The organism is Sphingomonas sanguinis, from assembly GCF_019297835.1.
Classification (GTDB): Bacteria; Pseudomonadota; Alphaproteobacteria; order Sphingomonadales; family Sphingomonadaceae; genus Sphingomonas; species Sphingomonas sanguinis_D.
In genome coordinates this window covers 2,067,136-2,088,265 of record NZ_CP079203.1, presented here as the reverse complement: position 1 = coordinate 2,088,265, position 21,130 = coordinate 2,067,136, and the positions used below count along the sequence as shown (strand labels likewise).

The following is a 21,130-nucleotide window of genomic DNA, read 5'->3' as shown; positions in this document are numbered from 1 at the left end:
ATTACACATGTCGAAGCGTCAGAGCGCAAAGTACAAGCTCGATCGCCGTATGGGCGAGAACATCTGGGGCCGCCCCAAGAGCCCCGTCAACAAGCGTGAATACGGCCCCGGCCAGCACGGTCAGCGTCGCAAGGGCAAGATGTCGGACTTCGGTCTGCAGCTGCGCGCCAAGCAGAAGCTGAAGGGCTATTATGGCGACGTGACCGAGAAGCAGTTCAAGGCCTGCTACCAGGAAGCCGCCCGCATGAAGGGCGATACCTCGCAGAACCTGATCGGCCTGCTCGAGCAGCGCCTGGACATGATCGTGTACCGCGCCAAGTTCGCGCCGACGATCTTCGCCGCGCGCCAGCTGGTCAGCCACGGCCACATCCGCGTCAACGGCGTGAAGTGCAACATCGCGTCGCGTCGCTGCTTCGTCGGCGACGAGATCTCGCTGGGTTCGAAGGCGACCGAAATGGCGCTGGTCATGGAAGCACAGCAGCTCGCCGAGCGTGAAGTGCCCGACTACGTCACCGCCGACGGCAACACCAAGGTCGCGCTGACCCGCATTCCGACCCTGGACGAGGTGCCCTATCCGGTGAAGATGGAACCGAACCTGGTCGTCGAATTCTATTCGCGCTAAGTTTCGGGTCTTACCGAAGTTTCGGAAAGGGCGGTCCTTCGGGGCCGCTCTTTTTGTTTTCCATTCTAACATTTGCTTCATGCCGGATCGACAAACCCGATGCGCTGTTCAGGTAATGGGTCGGCCCACTGTCGCCCCTTAACCGGAGGGTTGCAGATGGATTGGATGGCGTTCCTGATCGGCTTCACGATCATGTCTCTGGCCTCGCTGGCCATTTACGCAAAAGGCAGCAAGACGTCGCCGTCGCTGCATCACACATTGCTCCATGCCGCCGTGCCATTTATCGCCGCGACGGCCTATCTTGCCATGGCCTTTGGCATCGGCACGCTGATCAACATCGACGGATCGGTGACCTATCTGGCCCGTTACGCCGACTGGTCCGTCACGACGCCGATCCTGCTCGCCAGCCTGGTGCTGCTGGCCTTTCACGAGCGGGGCAAGACGGGGGAGGTCGGCGGCTATCTGACCGCGATCATCGTCCTCGACGTCCTTATGATCGTCACCGGCCTGATCTCGTCGCTGGCGCTCGTGCCCGTGCTGAAATGGGTATGGTATCTCTGGTCGTGCGCAGCCTTTGTCGGCGTGCTGTATCTGCTGTGGGTTCCGCTGCGCGCAATGGCGGCCGAACGAGGCGAAGCCCTGGGCACGGCCTATCGGAAAAACGTCGTGTTCCTGACCGTGATCTGGTTCCTGTACCCGATCGTCTTCCTGGTCGGGCCGGAAGGACTAAAGATCATCAGCGATCCGACGTCGGTTTGGGCGATCCTGATCATGGATGTGCTGGCGAAGGTCGTCTACGCCTTCTATGCGGCCGCCAATCTGAAGACGGCGCTGCACGACCATCGCGCCTGATGACCCGCGCCCCGGTGATCGGCTGGACCATGTTGGCGGGGGCGGCGCTGGCCGCCTCCGCCGGTTCCTTGCCCATCCAGCTGGGCTTTGCGATCCTGGCCATCGGTGTCCTCGGCATGGCGCATGGCGCCAGCGATCTGGCGATCGTCGCGCCGGGCCGCCGTCCCCTGTTCCTGTTCCTATATGTCTCCGTGTCCCTGATCTGCCTGGCGTGGTGGACGGGATACCCTGAGATTGCATTGCCCCTGTTCCTGGCGGCCTCGGCCATTCATTTTGGGGTGGAGGATGCGCCCCATGGCGGTCTGCCGGAGCGGGCGGCGCGGGGCATCTCGCTGGTGGCGACGCCGGCGATCCTGCATCGCGAGGGTTATGGCGACATTCTCGCCTTTGCGGCAGGCCATGACATTTCGACGACCGTGCTTTTCCTGCTGATCGGTGGCGGAGCCGTTGCGACGGCGCTGGTCCTGATCATGGCGATACGGCGCCGCGACGGGCGCCTGCTGGTCGGCACCGGCGCCCTGTTGGTTCTGCCGCCGCTAATCGGTTTTTCGATCGGCTTTCTGGTTCTGCACGCCCTTCCGCAGACCGCTCAGCGGCGGAAAGAGATCGGCTGCGTCAGCCATCGCGCCTATTTCCGGGCGGTCGGCCCCGTCCTCCTGGCGGCCCTTCTCATCGCGGCGGCGGTGGGAGCATTTTTTGTCGATCGGGAGGGGACCGGCGTCCGCGCCCTGTTTGCCGGTATCGCGGCCTTGGCGATGCCCCATCTGCTTGTGACACCCTGGTTCGAGGGGCGGGCAGGCCGTCCCGTCGCATACTCTTGCCCCGCGATCAGCGGCCGGGCACAACATCCCCAAACATAAGGGGAAATCATCATGCGCCGTCTGCTTATCCTGTCCCTCCTACTCTCCGGCACCGCGATGGCGCAGGACAAGCCCGCCATCTCGGTCGACACGCTGAAGACGGTCACCCAGACCCTGTCCTCCGACGAATATGAAGGCCGCGCGCCGACCACCCCGGCCGAGGACAAGACGGTGGCGTACATCATCGACCGCTTTCAGAAGGCGGGCCTGAAGCCCGGCAACAAGGGCAGCTGGACCCAGGACGTGCCGATGGTGGAGATCACCGCCACCGACGTCCAGCCCTTCACCGTCAAGGGTAAGGGAGCGCCCATTCCGCTCGCCTATCGCACCGATATGGTCGTCGGCACCTATCGCGTGACCCCGCGCATCGACGTGAAGGACAGCGAGCTGGTCTTTGTCGGATACGGCATCACCGCGCCCGAAAAGGGCTGGGACGATTATGCCGGGGTCGATGTGCGCGGCAAGACGGTGGTCATCCTGATCAACGATGCCGACTGGCAGACCATGGGCCGCGAAGGGCCGTTCGAGGGCCGCGCCATGACCTGGTATGGTCGCTGGCCCTACAAGTTCGAGAATGCCGCTAGGCACGGCGCCGCCGCGGCGCTGATCGTCCACCAGACCGAACCCGCCGCTTACCCCTGGGCGGTGGTGCAGTCCTCCTGGACCGGGCCGCAGCTGGAGCTGGACGAGCCGGGCGACCATCAGGACCAGAGCCAGGTCATCGGCTGGATTCAGGAGGCGGTGGCGCAGAATATCCTGAAGGCGGCGGGCAAGGACTTGCCCACGCTGACCAAGGCGGCGCAGCAAAAGGGGTTCAAGGCGGTGCCGCTCGGCCTGACCCTATCGGGCGGCTTCACCAACACAATCCGGCGTCAGGCATCGAAGAACGTGATCGGCGTCCTGCCGGGGACCACCGAGCCGGGCGATTACGTCCTCTATTCGGCGCATTGGGACCATCTGGGCCGCTGCGACGCGGTGGATGGCGACGATATCTGCAACGGCGCGCTCGACAATGCGACCGGCGTGGCGGGGCTGGTCGCTTTGGCCGAGGCGCAAGCCAAGGCGGGACCGGCCAAGCGCTCCATCGCGTTCCTGGCGGTGACGGCGGAGGAAAGCGGGCTGCTCGGCTCGGGCTATTATGCGCAGCATCCCGTCTTCCCGCTCGCCCGCACCGTGGGCGGGGTGAACATGGACGGGCTGAACGTGACGGGCCGGTCGAAGGACTTCGTGCTGGTCGGCAAGGGCAAGTCCGAGATCGAGGACCTCGCCAAGTCGCTGGTCGGCGCCCAAGGCCGCTATATCGGCGAGGAGGCCAATCCCGAGCGTGGCAGCTATTACCGCTCCGACCATTTCTCGTTCGCCAAGCTGGGCGTGCCGATGCTCGACGGCGGCTCGGGGCAAGACAAGGTGATGGGGGGCGTCGCGGCGGGCAAGGCGGCGTCCGAGGACTATGTGGCCAACCGCTATCACAAGCCCGCCGACGAATATGATCCTCGCTGGGATTGGTCGGGTGCGGTCGAAGATTTGACGGTCTATTATCAATTGGGCAGGACGCTCGCCGACCGGCCGGGCCTGTGGCCCAACTGGTATCCCACCGCCGAATTTCGCGGCATTCGCGATCAAAGCAGGAAGAACGTCCAGTGACCACGCCATCGGTGACCACGCCAACCGTGACCACGCCCCCGCCGCCCGAATGGGCCCCGCATGACGCCGTATGGATCGGCTTTCCCAGCCATCCGGAGCTGTGGGAAGAGGATCTCGACCCTGCGCGCGAGGAGGTGCTGGCCTTTGCCCGCGCCGTCCATGCCGATGGCCGGGGCGAGCGGGTGATCCTGGTCGCCGCCGATGGCGAGGCGGCCGATGCCGCACGTGCGATGGCGGGCGACATGGCGGACGTGGTCGTCCAGCCCTTTGGCGATATCTGGCTGCGCGATACCGGCCCGATCATCACCGGCGACGGCTCGGCACGGCTGTTCCAGTTCAACGGCTGGGGCGGCAAGTACGACCTGCCCGGCGACGACACGGTCGGTGCACGGCTGGCCGAGGATCGTGGGCTTTCCGCCACCCGTTGCGAATGGGTGCTGGAAGGTGGCGCGATCGACGGGGACGGCACCGGGCTGGTCGTGACGACGCGCCAGTGCCTGCTCAACCCGAATCGCAACCCCGACCTGACCGAGGGCGCGATCGCCGAGCGGCTGGCCGGAGACTTGGGGCTGACCCGGATCGTGTGGCTGGGCAACGGCCTGCTCAACGACCATACCGATGGCCATGTCGACAATCTGGCGCGCTTCGTCGGCCCCAACCGCGTCGCCATTCCCGAAGCCGCCGAGAATGATCCCAACTGGCAGGTCTATGCCGCCGCCAAGCGCGACGCGCAGGCCGCCGGTCTGGAGGTCGTCGCCATCCCGTCGCCGGGCCGCGTGCTGCGCGACGACGAGGTCGTGCCCGCCAGCTATATGAACTTCTACATCGGCAATGCCGCTGTCGTCGTGCCGCTTTATGGCAGCGAGAATGACGATGCCGGGGTCGCCGCGATCCAGGCGATCTTCCCCGACCGCCAGGTCGTGGGCCTGCGCGCCGATGCGATCCTGACCGGCGGCGGCAGCTTCCACTGCATCTCGCAGCAGATTCCGACCATCGCCTGATTTCGTTCCTCGGCCCGTGCGTCTGCCTCGACGCGCGGGCCTTTCCCTTTACCGTGCATAAACCGTGGGTCGGTTAGGATGGTGCATTCACCCGTCCGGGATCGGAACCACGCCTTGCAAGTCACCATCAATCTGCTCCGCGCCCAGCATGAGGACATCGCGCGGGCCGTCCGCGATCTCGTCGACCTGTTCGAAAAGAGCTATGCCGAGGCCGCACCGCTGCTGGGCCCGGCCCGCACGCGGATCGCGCAGGTCATCACCAAGCATCTCAAGACCGAGGACGAACTGCTGCTGACGCCGCTGCGCGAACGGCGGCTGATGGCCAGCATCCCCGGATGCGAGGCGATCGTGGTCGAGACGCGCGAGCTGCGCCTGACCTATTCCAAACATATCGGCATCTGGACCGCGCGCGCCATCGAGGAGCAGTGGAGCGAATATGTCGGCGTGACGCGCCTGCTGTACCAACGACTGATGGCGCTGTGCGATCTGAAGATGACAAGCTTCTATCCGGTGGTCCTGCGCTACATCCTGTTCGATCCCGCCCCGGCATCCCGCATGACGGCGTGACGCGGGGGGCGGCAGGGGTTAGCATCGCGGCGCCACCGATCAGGGGAGTCGCCATGACCGCCGTCCGATCCGCCAACGGGTTTGATCGTCCGATCCTGCCCATGATTGCGCCTGTCCTGGTCATCGTCGGCGCGGCCGCGTTGCTTCGCCTGCCGATTGCGCAGGTCCATCCCCGCGCCGCGGCGCTGCTGTTCCTGTGGATCGCCTCGGACGCGATGATGCTGGGGCTGTTGAGCCGGACGCGTCGGCCGGGTTGGCGCGCGGGAATCGCTGCGATGGCGTCCGCGGGCATGGCGGTGCTCAGCCTGTCGCCGCCGCCGATCCGGGCGGCGCTGTTCACCATGCCCTGGGCGATGATGGTTCCGGTCGTCGCGATCGCGCTGCATGGCGGATGGGGGCTATGGCGGGTGGCGGCGCGGCTGCGGGCGTGGAACCCGGCCGATCCGGATCGCTGGTCGGCGCTGCTGGAGGAGATGCTGCCCCGGCCGCTGGTGCGATTGGCGCTGGCGGAGGCCCGGCTGCTCCACCTCGCGCTGTTCCGCTGGCGCGCGGTGCCCGACATCCCGGCGGGGGCGCAGGGTTTTGCCTATCACCGCCATCTGCAACCGATGATGGTCGCGCTGCTGGTCATTTCCTGCATCGAGATCACCGTCACCCACCTGCTGGTCGCGCATTGGAGCCGGACCGCGGCGATGGTGATGTTCGTCATCAGCGATGTGTCACTGCTGTACCTGATCGGGCTCATCAAGTCGCTGCGCCTGTCGCCGGTTTTGCTCACCCCGGCGGGGGTGCGGCTGCGGGCCGGACTGCTGGTCGACCGGACCATCTCCTATGCGGCGATCGCGGCGGTGACGGCCAATCCCGATGGCGAGACGGTGCGCGCACTCGATAGCTGGAACATCGCGCTGCTCGCCTGGCCCAACATGCTGATCCGCCTGTCCGAGCCCTTGCCGCCGCGCTCGCGGTGGAGGCGCGATCCGGTGCGGGCGGTGGCGTTGCGGCTGGACGAGCCAGGGCCGTTTCTCGATGCCTTGCGGGCCAGGTTGGATGCGGAAGCGGGGTGACGCCCGCGTACGGAGCCATTAAAGGGCAGGGCCATGACCCAGATCACCGTCGCCGCGCTGCAACTGGCCTTTACCGCCGATATCGACCGCAACATCGCCGAGGTGTCGCGCCTCGTCCGCGAGGCGGCGTCCCGGGGGGCGCAGGTGATCCTGCCGCCCGAATTGTTCGAGGGCGAGTATTTCTGCCGCGTCGAGGACGAGGGACTGTTCACCAACGCCAAGCCGACCGCCGAGCATCAGGCGGTGCGCGCGATGCAGGAACTGGCCGCCGAGCTGAAGGTCCATATCCCGACCAGCTTCTTCGAGGCGGACGGGCCGCATCATTATAACTCGCTGGCGATGGTCAACCCGGACGGCAAGGTCGCGGGCGTCTATCGCAAGAGCCATATCCCGGATGGTCCGGGCTATGAGGAGAAATTCTATTTCCGCCCCGGCAATACCGGGTTCAAGGTGTGGGACGGCCCCGCGACCAAGCTGGGCGTCGGCATCTGCTGGGACCAATGGTATCCCGAGACGGCGCGCGCGATGATGCTGATGGGCGCGGAAATCCTGTTCTATCCGACCGCGATCGGCAGCGAGCCGCATGACGACAGCCTCGACACCGCGCGGCTGTGGCGCCGTGCGATGGTCGGTCATGCCGTGTCCAACGTCGTGCCGATCGTCGCCGCCAATCGCGTCGGCTGCGAGCACGGCCAGACCTTCTACGGCACCAGCTTCATCTGCGACGAGCGCGGCGACATCCTGGCCGAACTCGACCGCGAGGAAGAGGGCGTGATCGTCGCCACGCTCGACATCGAGCGGGTGAAGCGCCACCGCGCGGCGTTCGGCTTCTTCCGCGACCGGCGGCCCGAACTTTACGGGCGGCTGGTCCAGGATATCTGAGCTTAAATTCCTCCCCTGCAAGGGGAGGGGGACCATGCGCAGCATGGTGGAGGGGTGTCCCGCTCTCGATAGGGTGATACCCCTCCGTCAGGGCTTCGCCCTGCCACCTCCCCTTGCAGGGGAGGAATAAGTTTAGCCCCGCAACTCCATTGCCCGCGCGAACACGGCCTCGAACATTTCGGGCGTCAGTCTCCCGGTATTCTGGTTGTAGCGCGAGCAGTGATAGCTATCGAGAATTACCGGTCCGCCGCCGGGCAGGCGATGTTCGGCCATATGGCCGAATCGCGCCTTGGGCAGGCGACCGCCAAGCGCCTTGACCACCGAACGGTGCGCGATCTCGCCGAGTGCGATCACGACCGAAAGTCGCGGCAGTGCAGCCAGTTCCTGCTCCAGGAAATTCCGGCAGGTGCGAATCTCGTCCGGCGTCGGCTTGTTCTCGGGCGGCAGGCATTTGACCGCGTTCAGGATCACCGCGCCCTTCAACGTCAGGCCGTCATCGACCTTCGCGGCGAACTCACCCTCGGCAAAGCCGAATTTGGCGAGCGTGCCATAGAGCAGCGGCCCCGCGCCATCGCCGGTGAAGGGGCGGCCGGTGCGGTGCGCGCCATGCTTGCCGGGGGCGAGGCCGACGACCGCCAGCCAGGCTTCGCCATCGCCGAACGGCGGCACGGGGGCGTTCCACCAATTGGGATATTCGGCGGCGACGGTCTCGCGGACCTCGACCAGGCGGGGACAGAGCGGGCAGTCGCGCGGCGGCTGGATCGGGGCCAGGGGCGCCGGGATGACAGGAAAGGATGCGTCAGGCATCGCGCTCGGGTAGTCGGAGGACATGACGACGACAAGCTATGCCATCGCGCTGGGTTCCAACCGTCCGGGGCGGCATGGCGGCCCGCGGGATGAAATCCGCGCGGCGCTGGCGGCCCTGCCCGGCGTCTATGCGGTGTCGCCGATCCTGACCACTGCGCCCATCGGCCCGTCGATCCGCGCCTTCGCCAATGCCGCCGCGCTGGTCGAAAGCCCGCTGGACCCGCCCGCGATGCTTCGCGTGCTGAAGGCCGTCGAGCGCGATTTCGGGCGGCGGCGGGGGCAGCGCTGGGGTGCGCGGGTGATCGACCTGGACATCATTTTGTGGTCGGGGGGGCAGTGGCGCTCGCCTGGGCTGATCGTGCCGCACCTGGCCTATGCCGCGCGCGACTTCGTGCTGCATCCGCTGGCGGCGATCGCGGCGGACTGGCGCGACCCGCGTGACGGGCGGTTTGTACGCCATATGCGACATGGTGTTGACCGCAGGCGTCCGCGCCCCTAGGTCGCTTCCACCCCGATGGAGGGTCCGTAGCTCAGTTGGTAGAGCAAGCGACTTTTAATCGAGAGGTCCCGGGTTCGAGTCCCGGCGGACCCACCACGGGGATGATACAGGGATCAGCCTTCGCCATTGTCGTCGCGAAGCGCCCGTCCGGCGATGGTGATTTCCCCGACGAAACACGCCAGCCCCGCCACCGCGCAGAGCAATCCGCCGCCGAAAAAGAAGAACAGCACCCCGGCATGACGGGAGTCGCGCAGCGTGCCCAGGAACAGGGTGATCGCCGAGCAGCAGGTCATCGCGCCAGCCGCTGCGGTCAGCGTGACCGCGATGTCGAGAATCTTGGACCGGAGGCGAAGGCGGCGCATTTCATAGCCGTTCGTCCGGCCGTCTTTCTTCAATCCCTGGATCCGGTCGCTGATCCGCCCCAGCCGCGTCGCGAAGACATTGAGTAGCGACCCTACGGCGGTCAGCAGGAAGATCGGCGTCAGGGCCAGCTGGATGACGCGGGCTGCGGCGTTCAGGGGTTCGGTCATCATGGCTCGCTGTTCCGAAGACCACCGATCGAACAAGCGGGCGCAATGTTCCCGTTTTCGAGATTGGAGTGCGGTCAGCGATGTCGGAGCATCTTCTGCTCATCCACAGGAGAGAGGGTGTGAAGCCAGTGGAGAGGGTCTCATCCTCTCGATCGGGCGCCACCCCTCCGTTAGGGCTTACGCCATGCCACCTACCCTTGCAGGGGAGGAACGAAGTCGACGTGACGCAGCGCCAGCGGCCGGCAACACCCGGCTATGGCTGGACCTTCGCTCGCTCGGACCCGGCGGCGCGGTGACGAGAATATGGTTGACCAGCCTCGGGACGCAGGCCGGTCCCTATGACAATCCCCGACCGCCAGAGGTGCCGGGGATTGCCGTTTGTCTCAGAACAAGTGGCCGATCAGCTTCGAGGCGCCCAGCGCAACGCCGCCGACGGCGAGCCAGCTCGACACCGCACCGATGGTCAGGATCATCAGGCGATCGACCGGGGTAATGATATGCTCTTCCATCACAGTGCAGTCCTCTCCCGCCAATCGTTTTCGTCGGCGTGCCTCATTTATGAAACAAAACCGGTTAACAGACAAACCCATTTTTCGAATATTGGTGATCGATCCTGCGATCGGGGCAATACCTGGCTTTGGATCAATGGGTTGAAGCTCATATCCCGGCTGGGAAAGAGTGGCTTGATCGCCGATCGGCTTGCCCTTTGAGCCCGTTCCCCGCAAAGCTCCGGCATGATGGCGCGCCCCAGATGACCGATCCGACCCCAGTATCTGGCCGTGATTCGGCGGGCGATTCGTGTCCTCCCCCACCGAAGCTATCGACCATGCCGATGGCGTTGCGCGGCCTGGCGGCGGGGGCGATGGCGCTGGCCCTGTTGCTGATCGTGGGGCTGGCGGTGGATCACTGGCCCTTTGACTGGGATCGCGCGATCCTGACGGGACTGCGCGCCCATGCCGGGTCGGAGGCTCTGCGCGCCGCCGCGGTGGATTTCACCGCTTTGGGCAGCGTGCCGGTATTGATCCTGATGGTCGCGGGGGCGTCGATCCTGTTGCTGGCGCGCGGCTGGTGGCTGCTCGCGCTGGCGACGGTCGCTTCGGGGATCAGCGGCGGCGCGGTCGTGACCTGGGTGAAGCTCATGGTTGCACGCCCACGCCCCGATCTGGTGCCGCACTGGGTCGACGTTCACAATGCCAGCTTCCCCAGCGGCCATGCGGCGGGCAGCGCGATGGTCTATCTGACGCTGGCGGCGCTGGCGACGCAACTGACCCGCCATCGTCAAGTGCGCCATGCCATCGTCGCGATCGCGGTGCTGCTGGTCGGCACGATCGGGGCCAGCCGCGTCTATCTGGGCGTGCATTGGCCCTCCGACGTGGCGGCGGGATGGTGCTTCGGTACGCTCTGGGCGCTGGGCTGGTGGTGGGCGACGGCGGCCGCCCGCCGGTCATGGCGCGGCGCGCGCCAATAAGGCTTGGGCCGCCTTCAGATGCGGCGCATCGACCATCTTGCCATCCAGTTGCAGCGCGCCTGCGCCGGGATTGGCGAGGAACAGATCGACGATCGCCCTGGCCCGCGCGAGATCCTCTGCCGAGGGCGTGAAGGCGGCGTTGATGACCGGCACCTGCGCGGGATGGATCGCCATCATGCCGGTAAAGCCGTCCCGATTGCCGCGCGCGGCATAGGCGGCCAGCCCGTCCAGATCGCGAAAGTCGGGATAGACGGTTTCGATCGCGGCGATCCCGGCGGCATGGGCGCCGAACAGGGTCAGCGAGCGCGCCAGCTGATAGGGGGCGGTATAGCTGCCGTCCGCCTCGCGCGAGGTGGTCGCGCCGATCGCGGCGGGCAAATCCTCCGCGCCCCAGGTCAGGCCGGTCAGCTTCAGGCTGGACCCTGCATATTCGTGCAGCCGGAACAGCGCCATCGGCGTCTCGGTGACGATCGGCAGGATCGGGATATGCGTCACCCCGCGCGCCGCCAGCGCATGGAGGCTGACCAGCCCTTCGGCCTTGGGCAGGACGATGCCATCGGGCCGGGCGGGCAGGATCGCCGCCAGATCGTCCGCCGCCAGCGGTCCGTCGACCGGGTTGATCCGCACGAACAGCTGCACGCGGGTGTCACGCGGCTGGGACAGGAACCGCGCCACCTCTTCACGCGCACGCGGCTTGGCATCGGGGGCGACCGCATCCTCCAGGTCGAGGATCAATGCGTCCGCGCCCACGCCCATGGCCTTGGCCATCCGCTCGGGGCGGTCGCCGGGCACGAAGAGGAGCGAGCGCAGCGGCATCGGCTTTAGCGGCCCATCTCGGCCAGCTTGCGCTCCCAGGCCAGCGCGTCGCGGACGATGCCTTCCAGATTATCGCGCTCGGGCCGCCAGGGCAAAGTTGCGAGGATCGCACTATTGTCGGCGACCAGCTCGGCCGGGTCGCCCGCGCGGCGGCCTTCCATGCGGCGCTCGATCGTCAGGTTGGTTACGCGGTCGACAGCGTCCAGCACCTCCAGCACCGAGAAGCCACGGCCATAGCCGCAGTTCAGCGTGTGGCTCTCGCCCGGCCGCTCGATGAGCAGTTCGAGCGCTGCGACATGCGCGGCGGCGAGGTCGGAGACGTGGATGTAATCGCGCACGCCCGTCCCGTCGCGGGTGGCGAAGTCGGTGCCATAGACGCCTACGCCCTCGCGCTTGCCGATCGCCGCCTCGACCGCGATCTTGATGAGATGCGTCGCGCCGACCGTCGACTGGCCCGACCGGCCCTGGGGGTCGGCGCCCGCGACGTTGAAGTAGCGCAGCGCGCAATAGTTGATCGGATGCGCGGCGGCGACGTCCTTCAGCATGATCTCGGTCATCAGCTTGGACATGCCGTACGGGTTGATCGGCGCCTTGGGATCGCTTTCCTTGATCGGCACCCGCTCGGGCGTGCCATAGGTGGCGGCGGTCGACGAGAAGATGAAGTGGCCGACGCCCTCGGCCACCGCGCTTTCCATCAGCGAGCGGCTGGCGGCGGTGTTGTTGCGATAATATTTGAGCGGGTCGGTGACAGACTCGGGCACGATGATCGAACCGGCGAAGTGCATGATCGCGCGGACGTTATGCTCGCGGATCGCGGCGCGCACCGCCTCGTCGTCGGCGACATTGGCGACGACCAGCGATGCGCGCGGATCGACCGCCCAGTCGAAGCCGGTGACGAGATTGTCGAGCACGACGACCTCATGGCCCGCGTCCAGCAGCGCCAGCACGGCATGGCTGCCGATATAGCCGGCCCCGCCCGTCACCATTACCTTGCCGTCGATCGTCGCCATCACATTTGCCTCAAGTCCCTGGATTGCCGTGGCCTAGCCGCTTCCTATCTAGGCACACAAGACGACAAGGAGATTCCGAGTGACCGAATATGTAACGCTGGCCGGGGGCTGTTTCTGGTGCACCGAGGCGGTGTTCAAGGACGTGATCGGGGTCGAATCGGTCGAAAGCGGCTATATCGGCGGCACCGTGCCCAACCCGACCTACAAGCAGGTGTGCGGCGGCGACACCGGCCATGCCGAGGCGATCCGCATCGGTTTCGATCCGCAGCAGCTGGTGCTGGACGATCTGCTCGACATTTATTTTGCGACGCACGACCCGACGCAGCTCAACCGGCAGGGCAATGACGTCGGCACGCAATATCGCTCGGCGATGTTCCCGGCGGACGAGGCGCAGGCGGCGGCGATGAAGGCGGCGATCGAACGCGCCCAGGCCGGGCTGGACAAGCCGGTCGTGACGACCATCGAGCCGATGGCCGAGTGGTATCCGGCCGAGGATTATCATCAGGACTATTGGGAAACTTCGGGTCGGTCGAACCCCTATTGCATGGCGGTGATCCCGCCCAAGTTGCAGAAGCTGCGCAAGAGCTTCGCCGCGCGGTCGAAGGCGGTGACGGCGTAAGGGTTTCCCGGGCGAGGTCGGGCATGCGCTTCGACTTCGCTCAGCGCGAACGGAGGTCCTGGGTTAATTCCAACCTCCGTTCAGCCTAAGCGTAGTCGAAGGCCACGCACGGACTTTCGCCTAAAATGCCCTTGGGGCAGCGGTCATCCCTTGGCCTTCGACTTCGCTCAGGCTGAACGGGGGTGGGGACGGTCCCCCAAACCCTAACGCGTCGCCGCGCGCCGCAGCCGGTCGTTGATCGCCTCTCCGATCCCTTCGTCCGGGATCGGCGCCACCGCCAGCCTCGTGCGATCGCTCGCATCCGCGCGGTGGAGCGCGTCGAACAGCCGCGCCGCCGCTTCGACCGGATCGCCGCGCTCCGACAGGCTGTCCTGCCCACATACGTCGCCGAAGCCGATCAGCCACTCGTCCGCCGCCGCTTGCGTGACATTCAGGCGCAGGGGTTTGCGCGGCGCATAATGGCTGGCGAGCTGGCCCGGCGCGGTGACGATGGCGGGGGTCTGCGGACCTTGCTCCACATCGCCGAGCACCTGCGCCAGCATCGCCGCCGTCACCGGGCCGGGGCGCAGGATGGTGCGGCCCGCGACGATGGTCGACTCCAATCCAGCCTCGGTTGCGCCGTCGTCGATGACCGGCACGCCCGGTCCCAGGCTCGCGCGGACATGCGCGGCACGGGTCGGGCTGATCCCGCCGCTGGCATTGGCCGACGGCGCGGCGAGCGGACGGCCGCTTTCCGCCAGCAGCGCCTGCATCGCGCGGTGGCGCGGTACGCGGATGGCGACCGTATCCAGCCCCGCCGTGACGAGTGACGCGATGCCAGCCCCGGCCTTGAGCGGGCGCACCAAAGTCAGCGGTCCCGGCCAGAAGGCGCGCGCCAGCGCCAATGCATCGTCATCGAATTCCGCCAGCGTCTGCGCCGCCTTCAGATCGGGAACGTGGACGATCAGCGGATTGAACGAAGGCCGCCCCTTGGCCGCATAGATGCGCGCCACGCCTGTCGCGTCGGTCGCGTCGGCGGCCAGGCCATAGACCGTCTCGGTCGACACCGCGACGATACCGCCGTCCAGGATCATGGACGCGGCGGCGCGGATCGCATCGGGGCCGAAGGGCAGGGTCGGGTCGTCAGGGGGAAAGGTCATGGTCGATGCCGCCTATATCCCCTCGTGCGCACTGACTAAAGGGGGCGAGGACGCGGCCGGTCCCCTTCGACAATTGGCCTTCGCCCCCTTAAAGGACGGGCGCATGTTCGATCTCGATTCCTATCTCGCCCGTATCGCTCTGCCCTCGCGCGTGACCGTCGATGCCGAAGGGCTGGGGCGGCTGCAATGGGCGCATCGCCAGGCCATTCCGTTCGAGAATATCGATGTCCGGCTGGGCCGTCCCATCGCCATCGACAGCGCGGGCGTCTTCGCCAAGCTGGTGACGGCCAAGCGCGGCGGTTACTGCTTCGAGCAGAACCGGCTGTTCCTTGATGCGCTGGCGGCGCACGGTTTCCATGCGCGGCCGCTGCTCGCGCGGGTCTGGCTGGCGGCGACCGACGTGCCGCCGACCACCCATACGCTCAGCCTCGTTCATATCGAGGGACAGGACTGGATTGCCGATGCGGGCTTCGGGGGTAGCTATTCGCCGCCCATGCCGCTCGTCGAGGGGGCCGAGGCGACCGCACCCGATGGCGCGCTGTTCCGGCTGGAGCGTGATCCACAGCATGGCTGGATGCTGCTGCGCAACGGCCATCCCGGCTTGACCGATGGCCGCGCGACGGGCGAGGGGTGGCAGCCGCAATATAGCTTCACCACCGATCATGTCTGGGACGCGGATCTGGCGCTGGCCAATCACTGGACGTCGACCGCGCCGGAAAGCCGTTTCCGCCAGGCGACGATCGTCAGCATCATCCTGCCGCGCGGGTTCGCATCGCTGACCGACCGCCATTATCGCCGCCGGGTCGGGGAGGACGAGACCGCCGGTACGATCACCGACCCGCGCGTCTATCGGATGCGGCTGAGCCTGATGTTCGGAATCGACCTGACCGTCGAAGAGGCGGGGACGCTGTTCGGCGAATAAGCGATTCGGCGGCCCCCGCGACAGGGGGGGCGCTGACCGATTTGCTACGTTCTTCGTGGCGGGCGCGGGGCATCGGCACGCTGCGTGTAACGATAACGCCTACGTAATGATATGAAAACGAACGCAATTCGGCGTTCGGCTGGCGGCGGCCCGGTGGCCGAGCGCCATTTTCGCCATGTGCCGTGTATATTTAAGCTGGATTTTACGATTGCCCGCTACACCAGCAAATGAACTGGGGGGCATTACAGATGACAAGCTATGGAATGGCCTTGCTGAAACCGACGGGTTTTCGGTCGGACCACCCCTTTTGACCGGGGGATTGGCGCCCCGGTCGGGTTTGCTTGGTATTTCGTGAGCTTTTGATTGGGCCGCAGGGCGATCCTGCGTGCCGGACCTTTGACCTGAAGGATACATCATGTCGATCACCATGGTGATGGCAGGCGAGGACGTGTGCCTGCCGACCATCGGCGCTTTGGCCGAAGATTTGAAGACCGCGATCGTACCCGATGCGACCGTTCGGCTGGACCTGTCGGGTGCTGCTACGCCGGACCTCAGCGTCATCCAGCTCGTCCAGTCGGCGCGCGTCAGCGCGGCGGCGGTGGGATGCGATTTCGCGCTGTCGGCACCGGCCGATGCGACGCTGCACGCTCTGCTGACCCGCGCGGCCTTCCTGCCCGCTTCGGCGGAAGACACCCAATTCTGGCTTCACGGAGAGACCGCCCAATGACCGCTTCCATCCTGACCGTCGACGACAGCGCGAGCCTGCGCATGGCGATCCGCATCGCCCTGACCGGCGCGGGCTATACGGTGACGGAGGCCGCCGATGGCGCCGAGGGGCTGGCCAAGGCGACCGAGACCCGCTTCGACCTGATCGTCACCGATCTCAACATGCCCAATATGGACGGGCTGGAGATGATCCGCGCGCTGCGCCAGCAGCCTGCACAGGCTGGCGTGCCGATCATCTTCCTGACCACCGAGTCGGATGATTCGATGAAGGCGCAGGCCAAGGCGGCGGGCGCGACCGGCTGGCTGGTCAAGCCGTTCCAGCCCGAACAGCTGATCCGCGTCGCGCAGAAGGTCCTGGCGCGATGAGCACGGAAGATCCGACAGCCGCCTTCCGGATCGAGGCGGGCGAGCTTCTGGAGCAGGTCGAACAGGGTCTGCTCGACCTGGAGCACCGGCTGGACGACATGAACCTCGTCAACGCCGTGTTCCGTGGCCTTCACACGCTGAAAGGCTCGGGCGCGATGTTCGGCTTCGATGCGCTGGCGGCCTTCACCCATCACTGCGAAAGCGCGTTCGATCGCGTGCGCAAGGGCGATGTTCGTGCGACGCCGGAACTGGTGTCGGTGATCCTGTCGGCGGCGGACCATATGCGGGCGCTGGTCGATGGCGATGCCCCGGCCGCGCATGGCCAGGCGATCCTCGACCGGCTGGCAGCGGCGGTCGATGCCGCAGCCGGTGGCGGGGCGCCCGTCGCTGCGCCTGCACCGCGCAAGCAGGGCTGGACGCTGTCCTTCCGCCTGCCGCCCGACGCCATGACCAACGGGACCAGCCCGCTGGCGCTGCTCGACGAGCTGCGCGAACTGGGCGAGGCGACGATCGTGGCGAGCTTCGACACGGTGCCCGCGCTCGACGACCTCAACCCGGGCCATTGCCTGGTCGGCTGGGACTGCACGCTGATCGGCGACATTTCGCGCGAGGCGATCGAGGACGTGTTCCTGTTCGTCATGGACGATATGGAGATCACCATCACCCCGCTGGCGGTCGGAGAGGCCGAGGCGGAGGTGGCGACGACCTCCGAACACGCCCCCGTGGCCGTGGATGCGCCGGTCGCCGCCAACGACACCACGCCGCGCGGTGCCTCGGCCAACCGGTCGCAGGGCGAGCATGTCCGCGTGCCCGCCGAGCGTCTGGACGAGCTGATGGACCGGGTCGGCGAGCTCGTCATCGCCCAGAGCCGCCTGTCGCAGCTGGCGGGCCATGGTCACGACCTCAGCCTGCGTTCGGTGTCCGAAGAGATCGAGCGTCTGGCGGGCGAAATGCGCGACACGATGATGATCCTGCGCATGGTGCCGGTGTCGACCCTGTTCGGCCGTTTCCGCCGCCTGATCCACGATCTGGCGAACGAGACCGGCAAGGCGATCGAGCTGGTGACCGAAGGCGAGACGACCGAGGTCGACAAGACCGTGATCGAGCGTCTGTTCGACCCGCTGGTCCACATCATCCGCAACAGTTGCGACCATGGCCTTGAAAAGGCCGAGGACCGCGTCGCGGCGGGCAAGTCGGCCAGTGGCGTGATCCGGTTGAGCGCGCATCAGGCGGGTGGCGAAGTCCTCATCACCATCACCGATGACGGTCGCGGCATCGATGTCGAGCGGGTCCGCGCCAAGGCGGAAGCCAATGGCCTGATCCAGCCCGGCCAGGTGGTCAGCGAGGACGAACTTCTCGGCCTGATCTTCCATCCCGGCTTCTCGACGGCGGCGCAGGTCACGAACCTGTCGGGCCGGGGCGTCGGCATGGACGTGGTCAAGCGCACGATCGAAAGCCTGCGCGGCTCGATCGACGTGAAGAGCGTGTCCGGCCAGGGATCGACCATCACGCTGCGCATTCCGCTGACGCTGGCGATCATCGAGGGGCTGCTCGTCCGAGTGGGTGAGGGACGCTATGTCATCCCGCTCGCGGCGGTCGAGGAATGCCTGGAGCTGTCGCTGGAGGAGGATCTGCGCTCGCGTGGGCGCAGCATCATCACGCTGCGCGAACGGCTGGTGCCCTTCCTGCGCCTGCGCGACCTTTTCGCGACGGGGACCAAGCCCGACACCTATCAGAAGATCGTCGTGGTCGGCACGGGGGCGGAGCGCGTCGGATTGGTCGTCGACCAGATCGTCGGCAACCACCAGACGGTCATCAAGGCCATGTCGCCGCTCCACCGCAACGTCGCCGCCTTTGCGGGCGCGACCATCCTGGGCGACGGTTCGGTCGCCCTGATCCTCGACATCGCCCAGCTCATCGCGCTGAGCCAGCCTAGGGAGGAGCGGCGTCTGGCCGCTGGATAAGCCCATGCCGTATCACAAAGTACCCAATTGGACGCCCGAGAACGGCCTGGAGGTCCTGACCTTCGGCCTGGGCGGCGAGACCTTCGCGCTGGAGGCGGGCATCGTCCGCGAAATTCTGGACATGATGCCGGTAACGATGGTGCCGGGCGCCGATCCGCTCGCCGCCTCGGTCATCAACTTTCGCGGCCGCATCGTGCCGCTGGCCGATCTGCGCGGCTCGTTCGGGATGGAGGCGCATGCCAACACCGCCGACAGCCGGATCATCGTGATCGAGCTGGACGTGAAGGGCGATCCGTTCCTGATCGGCCTGACCGCCGATCAGGTCAACGAAGTCACGGTGCTGCACGCGGGCGATGCGGAGGAGGTGCCCGTCATCGGCATGCGCTGGCCGCGTGAGAATGTCCGCTGCCTGGTACGGCGCGGGGGCGACGTGGTGGTCCTGCCGGACCTGACCGCGCTGTTCTCCCGCCTGACGAACGACGCCACCGAGACCACCACCATCCACTGACCGGGCGCACGGTCTGCGCCAGCGCCTTTGAGGCCATCATCATGCGATACAACAGCGTATCGACGCCTCTGCGTGCGGAACAGACCGCACTGCACCGGGTCGGGTTATCCATCGCGACCATCCCGGTGCAGCCCCTGGCGGGGGAAATCCCGCCCGAGCCGCGCCCCTATGGCGCCTCGCGATCCGGCTCCGGCACGACGCCCCGGCGCCCGGACCTTCCGCCGCCGTGCGCGCGGCGGCCGATATCTTTCCGTTCCATGCCGAAACCCTGTTCGGCCTGAACGTCGATTCCACAGATCACGACTTTACATCCATTCTAAATCGGGGGGGACCCACTCATGCGAGCAACGATCAAAGTGAAACTGGGCGCGACATTCGCGCTTATCGTCTGTCTTCTGTTGGCGGTCGTCGGCGTCGGTGTGATGAAGATGAGCGCGCTCAACACCGCGATCAGCGAAGTCATCGCCGGTCCTGCCAAGCGAATGGAAATCGCGCAGAGCATCGACGCCGAAGTCGGGCGCGTCGTCCGCAACGAAAAGAACATGGCGCTGACCGAAGATCTCGACAAGACCCGGGACTTCAATCAGCGCGTGATGACGCAGCGTGCGCTGGTCGATACCTATTTTGCCGAAGGGATGAAGGCCGCCACGGCCAACGGGCGCATCTACTGGCAGGACGCGCGGGACCAATGGGAAGGGTACAAGCCCCTCAATGACCAGATTCGTGCCCTGGCGCTTGAAAACAAGAACCAGGAAGCGGCCAAGGTGTCGATGACGGCGGCCCGTGAAAAGACGATGAAAATGGCGGATTCGCTGGCCAAGCTGGTCGAACTCGGTCGTCAGGACATGGCGGCTGCCGATCGGGACACCAACGCCCAATATGCCAATGCCCGCACCGTCCTGTTCGCCACGGCGGCGCTGGCGCTGCTGGTCGCGGTCGGCGGCGCCTTGTGGATTTCGCGTCTCGTCTCGCAGGGTCTGAACAAGGTGTCGGTGGCGATCGATGCGGTGGCGATCGGCGATCTGTCGCAGGACGTGACCGTCACCTCGAATGACGAGATCAAGGATCTGGTCGACACCGTCAACCGCATGACCACCAACCTGCGTGAGAGCGCACAGCTGGCCGATACGATCGCGGGCGGCGACCTGACCGTCAATCACCAGCCGCTGTCGGACAAGGACGTGCTGGGCCATGCGCTGGTCGCGATGGTCGATCGCCTGCGCGGCGTCGTCGGCGATGCGACCCAGGCGGCGCAGAACGTCGCGGCGGGCAGCCAGCAGCTGTCGTCCTCGTCGGAGCAGGTGAGCCAAGGCGCGACCGAGCAGGCCGCCGCCGCCGAGGAAGCCTCTGCCTCGATGGAGCAGATGGCCGCCAACATCAAACAGAATGCCGACAACGCGACCCAGACCGAGAAGATCGCGCGCCAGTCGTCGCTCGATGCCGAACAGAGCGGCACGGCGGTACAGAAGGCCGTGATCGCGATGCGTACGATCGCGGAGAAGATCGGCATCGTGCAGGAAATCGCTCGCCAGACCGACCTGCTCGCCCTTAATGCGGCGGTCGAAGCGGCGCGTGCGGGCGAACATGGTCGCGGCTTCGCGGTCGTGGCGGCCGAAGTCCGCAAGCTCGCCGAGCGCAGCCAGACGGCCGCGGCGGAGATCAGCGGCATGTCGTCCGACACCGTTGGTGCTGCCACTCAGGCGGGCGAGATGCTGACCAAGCTGGTGCCCGACATCCGCCGCACCGCCGAGCTGGTCGCCGAGATCAGCGCGGCGTGCCGTGAGCAGGATATCGGCGCGGTCCAGATCAACGAGGCGATCCAGCAGCTCGACAAGGTGACGCAGCAGAACGCGTCTGCCTCCGAGCAGATTTCGTCGACCTCGGAAGAGCTCGCCAGCCAGGCCGAGGAGCTTCAGGAAAGCATCGCCTATTTCCGGGTCGAAGCCGGTGGCCAGCACGTCCGTGCCAAGGCGCCAGTCCGCAAACCGCTCGCCCGCCCGGCGACCAAGGCGACCAAGGCAGCCAAGCCGGGCAACGCGCCGCGCGCGGGCTCGGTCGCCGACCAGCAGGCGCGTGTGCGCGGCTTCGCGCTGGACCTGACCAATGGCGGTCCCGACGGCGAGGACGCCGAATTCGGGCGTGCCGCCTGAGACGACATGACCGGGGGCGGGCGCTGACCCGCCCCCCAAAGGTCGGGATTTTTCGCGACCATCCCGCCGCTTCGCAGCCCCAGGGGGGGCTTCCGAAACGCACGACGCGCTGGC

The 21,130-nt window shown here is 66.5% G+C and carries 23 protein-coding genes and 1 tRNA gene; 18 read left to right on the top strand and 6 right to left on the bottom strand.

Annotation, left to right across the window (positions count from 1 at the left end; all coding sequences use genetic code 11):
- Nucleotides 1–7 precede the first annotated feature (7 nt).
- From rpsD to aguB, 8 genes are all read left to right on the top strand, one after another.
- The gene (rpsD, locus tag KV697_RS09715) at nucleotides 8–622 is read left to right on the top strand and encodes a 30S ribosomal protein S4 (RefSeq protein ID WP_042490485.1); all 615 of its coding nucleotides are present in this window, start codon (nucleotides 8–10) and stop codon (nucleotides 620–622) included.
- 156 nt (nucleotides 623–778) lie between these two features.
- Nucleotides 779–1,474, top strand: coding sequence for a bacteriorhodopsin (locus KV697_RS09710; RefSeq protein ID WP_184103333.1), 696 nt, complete (start codon nucleotides 779–781; stop codon nucleotides 1,472–1,474).
- Nucleotides 1,474–2,334 carry a Brp/Blh family beta-carotene 15,15'-dioxygenase gene (locus tag KV697_RS09705; RefSeq protein WP_219021090.1) on the top strand — a complete coding sequence of 287 codons (861 nt, stop codon included), beginning with the start codon at nucleotides 1,474–1,476 and terminating at the stop codon, nucleotides 2,332–2,334. Before KV697_RS09710 ends, KV697_RS09705 begins: the two co-directional genes overlap by 1 nt.
- 12 nt (nucleotides 2,335–2,346) lie before the next feature.
- Entirely contained in the window at nucleotides 2,347–3,978 is a 1,632-nt protein-coding gene (locus KV697_RS09700; protein WP_219021089.1) for a M28 family metallopeptidase, read from the top strand.
- A gap of 26 nt (nucleotides 3,979–4,004) precedes the next feature.
- Nucleotides 4,005–4,979, top strand: a complete 975-nt coding sequence (locus KV697_RS09695) for an agmatine deiminase family protein (protein ID WP_219021333.1) — start codon at nucleotides 4,005–4,007, stop codon at nucleotides 4,977–4,979.
- A 114-nt stretch (nucleotides 4,980–5,093) separates the two neighbouring features.
- A complete protein-coding gene (locus KV697_RS09690) occupies nucleotides 5,094–5,546 on the top strand; it encodes a hypothetical protein (RefSeq protein ID WP_219021088.1) in 453 nt (150 codons plus the stop codon).
- A 53-nt stretch (nucleotides 5,547–5,599) separates the two neighbouring features.
- Nucleotides 5,600–6,610: a hypothetical protein gene (locus tag KV697_RS09685; RefSeq protein WP_219021087.1), complete on the top strand. Its 1,011-nt coding sequence runs from the start codon at nucleotides 5,600–5,602 to the stop codon at nucleotides 6,608–6,610.
- A 33-nt stretch (nucleotides 6,611–6,643) separates the two neighbouring features.
- The gene (gene aguB, locus KV697_RS09680) at nucleotides 6,644–7,492 is read left to right on the top strand and encodes an N-carbamoylputrescine amidase (RefSeq protein ID WP_219021086.1); all 849 of its coding nucleotides are present in this window, start codon (nucleotides 6,644–6,646) and stop codon (nucleotides 7,490–7,492) included.
- Nucleotides 7,493–7,624: 132 nt separating this feature from the next.
- Here aguB and KV697_RS09675 read toward each other — a convergent pair whose 3' ends face one another.
- Nucleotides 7,625–8,299: a uracil-DNA glycosylase gene (locus KV697_RS09675; RefSeq protein WP_219021085.1), complete on the bottom strand. Its 675-nt coding sequence runs from the start codon at nucleotides 8,297–8,299 to the stop codon at nucleotides 7,625–7,627.
- A 22-nt stretch (nucleotides 8,300–8,321) separates the two neighbouring features.
- Between KV697_RS09675 and folK the strand changes: the two genes are divergently transcribed.
- Both folK and KV697_RS09665 read left to right on the top strand, forming a co-directional pair.
- Entirely contained in the window at nucleotides 8,322–8,798 is a 477-nt protein-coding gene (gene folK / locus KV697_RS09670) for a 2-amino-4-hydroxy-6-hydroxymethyldihydropteridine diphosphokinase (RefSeq protein ID WP_219021084.1), read from the top strand.
- Nucleotides 8,799–8,818: 20 nt separating this feature from the next.
- A tRNA-Lys gene (locus KV697_RS09665) sits at nucleotides 8,819–8,894 on the top strand.
- Nucleotides 8,895–8,911: 17 nt separating this feature from the next.
- On the opposite strand, the gene KV697_RS09660 is transcribed toward KV697_RS09665, so the two are convergent.
- Both KV697_RS09660 and KV697_RS20105 read right to left on the bottom strand, forming a co-directional pair.
- Nucleotides 8,912–9,328, bottom strand: coding sequence for a DUF2721 domain-containing protein (locus KV697_RS09660; protein ID WP_219021083.1), 417 nt, complete (start codon nucleotides 9,326–9,328; stop codon nucleotides 8,912–8,914).
- Between the two features lie 383 nt (nucleotides 9,329–9,711).
- A complete protein-coding gene (locus KV697_RS20105; RefSeq protein WP_257575803.1) occupies nucleotides 9,712–9,837 on the bottom strand; it encodes a hypothetical protein in 126 nt (41 codons plus the stop codon).
- Nucleotides 9,838–10,160: 323 nt separating this feature from the next.
- On the opposite strand from KV697_RS20105, the gene KV697_RS09655 reads away from it, so the two are divergent.
- Nucleotides 10,161–10,796 (top strand): phosphatase PAP2 family protein, encoded by a 636-nt coding sequence (locus KV697_RS09655; RefSeq protein WP_257575802.1) that lies wholly within the window; start codon nucleotides 10,161–10,163, stop codon nucleotides 10,794–10,796.
- Here the strand turns inward: KV697_RS09655 and KV697_RS09650 are convergent.
- The gene (locus KV697_RS09650) at nucleotides 10,773–11,612 is read right to left on the bottom strand and encodes an HpcH/HpaI aldolase/citrate lyase family protein (protein ID WP_219021081.1); all 840 of its coding nucleotides are present in this window, start codon (nucleotides 11,610–11,612) and stop codon (nucleotides 10,773–10,775) included. The two genes, KV697_RS09655 and KV697_RS09650, sit on opposite strands and share 24 nt — an antisense overlap.
- Before the next feature lie 5 nt (nucleotides 11,613–11,617).
- Nucleotides 11,618–12,622 (bottom strand): UDP-glucose 4-epimerase GalE, encoded by a 1,005-nt coding sequence (gene galE / locus KV697_RS09645; protein ID WP_219021080.1) that lies wholly within the window; start codon nucleotides 12,620–12,622, stop codon nucleotides 11,618–11,620.
- Nucleotides 12,623–12,701: 79 nt separating this feature from the next.
- Here galE and msrA point away from each other — a divergent pair, with 79 nt between their 5' ends.
- Complete coding sequence (gene msrA, locus KV697_RS09640) at nucleotides 12,702–13,241, top strand: peptide-methionine (S)-S-oxide reductase MsrA (protein ID WP_219021079.1); 540 nt, start codon at nucleotides 12,702–12,704, stop codon at nucleotides 13,239–13,241.
- Between the two features lie 203 nt (nucleotides 13,242–13,444).
- On the opposite strand, the gene KV697_RS09635 is transcribed toward msrA, so the two are convergent.
- Nucleotides 13,445–14,380, bottom strand: a complete 936-nt coding sequence (locus KV697_RS09635) for an L-threonylcarbamoyladenylate synthase (RefSeq protein WP_219021078.1) — start codon at nucleotides 14,378–14,380, stop codon at nucleotides 13,445–13,447.
- A gap of 103 nt (nucleotides 14,381–14,483) precedes the next feature.
- Between KV697_RS09635 and KV697_RS09630 the strand changes: the two genes are divergently transcribed.
- The 6 genes from KV697_RS09630 (at nucleotide 14,484) to KV697_RS09605 (ending at nucleotide 21,016) form a co-directional block, all read left to right on the top strand.
- Nucleotides 14,484–15,302, top strand: coding sequence for an arylamine N-acetyltransferase family protein (locus KV697_RS09630; protein ID WP_219021077.1), 819 nt, complete (start codon nucleotides 14,484–14,486; stop codon nucleotides 15,300–15,302).
- Nucleotides 15,303–15,717: 415 nt separating this feature from the next.
- Nucleotides 15,718–16,029 (top strand): STAS domain-containing protein, encoded by a 312-nt coding sequence (locus KV697_RS09625; RefSeq protein ID WP_219021076.1) that lies wholly within the window; start codon nucleotides 15,718–15,720, stop codon nucleotides 16,027–16,029.
- Nucleotides 16,026–16,394, top strand: a complete 369-nt coding sequence (locus KV697_RS09620; RefSeq protein WP_058744781.1) for a response regulator — start codon at nucleotides 16,026–16,028, stop codon at nucleotides 16,392–16,394. Before KV697_RS09625 ends, KV697_RS09620 begins: the two co-directional genes overlap by 4 nt.
- Entirely contained in the window at nucleotides 16,391–18,358 is a 1,968-nt protein-coding gene (locus KV697_RS09615; RefSeq protein WP_219021075.1) for a chemotaxis protein CheA, read from the top strand. The genes KV697_RS09620 and KV697_RS09615 overlap by 4 nt, the downstream gene beginning before the upstream one ends.
- Before the next feature lie 4 nt (nucleotides 18,359–18,362).
- On the top strand, nucleotides 18,363–18,866 hold the full coding sequence (locus tag KV697_RS09610; protein WP_219021074.1) for a chemotaxis protein CheW: 504 nt from the start codon (nucleotides 18,363–18,365) through the stop codon (nucleotides 18,864–18,866).
- Between the two features lie 338 nt (nucleotides 18,867–19,204).
- On the top strand, nucleotides 19,205–21,016 hold the full coding sequence (locus tag KV697_RS09605; RefSeq protein WP_219021073.1) for a methyl-accepting chemotaxis protein: 1,812 nt from the start codon (nucleotides 19,205–19,207) through the stop codon (nucleotides 21,014–21,016).
- Nucleotides 21,017–21,130: the final 114 nt, after the last annotated feature.

What these genes read in the sequence shown, in the direction of transcription:
- rpsD (WP_042490485.1), top strand. Translation starts at nt 8, where the DNA reads ATGTCGAAGCGTCAGAGCGCAAAGTACAAGCTCGATCGCCGTATGGGC.
- KV697_RS09710 (WP_184103333.1), top strand. Translation starts at nt 779, where the DNA reads ATGGATTGGATGGCGTTCCTGATCGGCTTCACGATCATGTCTCTGGCC.
- KV697_RS09705 (WP_219021090.1), top strand. Translation starts at nt 1,474, where the DNA reads ATGACCCGCGCCCCGGTGATCGGCTGGACCATGTTGGCGGGGGCGGCG.
- KV697_RS09700 (WP_219021089.1), top strand. Translation starts at nt 2,347, where the DNA reads ATGCGCCGTCTGCTTATCCTGTCCCTCCTACTCTCCGGCACCGCGATG.
- KV697_RS09685 (WP_219021087.1), top strand. Translation starts at nt 5,600, where the DNA reads ATGACCGCCGTCCGATCCGCCAACGGGTTTGATCGTCCGATCCTGCCC.
- aguB (WP_219021086.1), top strand. Translation starts at nt 6,644, where the DNA reads ATGACCCAGATCACCGTCGCCGCGCTGCAACTGGCCTTTACCGCCGAT.
- KV697_RS09675 (WP_219021085.1), bottom strand. Translation starts at nt 8,299, where the DNA reads ATGCCTGACGCATCCTTTCCTGTCATCCCGGCGCCCCTGGCCCCGATC.
- folK (WP_219021084.1), top strand. Translation starts at nt 8,322, where the DNA reads ATGACGACGACAAGCTATGCCATCGCGCTGGGTTCCAACCGTCCGGGG.
- KV697_RS09660 (WP_219021083.1), bottom strand. Translation starts at nt 9,328, where the DNA reads ATGACCGAACCCCTGAACGCCGCAGCCCGCGTCATCCAGCTGGCCCTG.
- KV697_RS20105 (WP_257575803.1), bottom strand. Translation starts at nt 9,837, where the DNA reads ATGGAAGAGCATATCATTACCCCGGTCGATCGCCTGATGATCCTGACC.
- KV697_RS09655 (WP_257575802.1), top strand. Translation starts at nt 10,161, where the DNA reads ATGGCGTTGCGCGGCCTGGCGGCGGGGGCGATGGCGCTGGCCCTGTTG.
- KV697_RS09650 (WP_219021081.1), bottom strand. Translation starts at nt 11,612, where the DNA reads ATGCCGCTGCGCTCGCTCCTCTTCGTGCCCGGCGACCGCCCCGAGCGG.
- galE (WP_219021080.1), bottom strand. Translation starts at nt 12,622, where the DNA reads ATGGCGACGATCGACGGCAAGGTAATGGTGACGGGCGGGGCCGGCTAT.
- KV697_RS09635 (WP_219021078.1), bottom strand. Translation starts at nt 14,380, where the DNA reads ATGACCTTTCCCCCTGACGACCCGACCCTGCCCTTCGGCCCCGATGCG.
- KV697_RS09630 (WP_219021077.1), top strand. Translation starts at nt 14,484, where the DNA reads ATGTTCGATCTCGATTCCTATCTCGCCCGTATCGCTCTGCCCTCGCGC.
- KV697_RS09625 (WP_219021076.1), top strand. Translation starts at nt 15,718, where the DNA reads ATGTCGATCACCATGGTGATGGCAGGCGAGGACGTGTGCCTGCCGACC.
- KV697_RS09620 (WP_058744781.1), top strand. Translation starts at nt 16,026, where the DNA reads ATGACCGCTTCCATCCTGACCGTCGACGACAGCGCGAGCCTGCGCATG.
- KV697_RS09615 (WP_219021075.1), top strand. Translation starts at nt 16,391, where the DNA reads ATGAGCACGGAAGATCCGACAGCCGCCTTCCGGATCGAGGCGGGCGAG.
- KV697_RS09610 (WP_219021074.1), top strand. Translation starts at nt 18,363, where the DNA reads ATGCCGTATCACAAAGTACCCAATTGGACGCCCGAGAACGGCCTGGAG.
- KV697_RS09605 (WP_219021073.1), top strand. Translation starts at nt 19,205, where the DNA reads ATGCGAGCAACGATCAAAGTGAAACTGGGCGCGACATTCGCGCTTATC.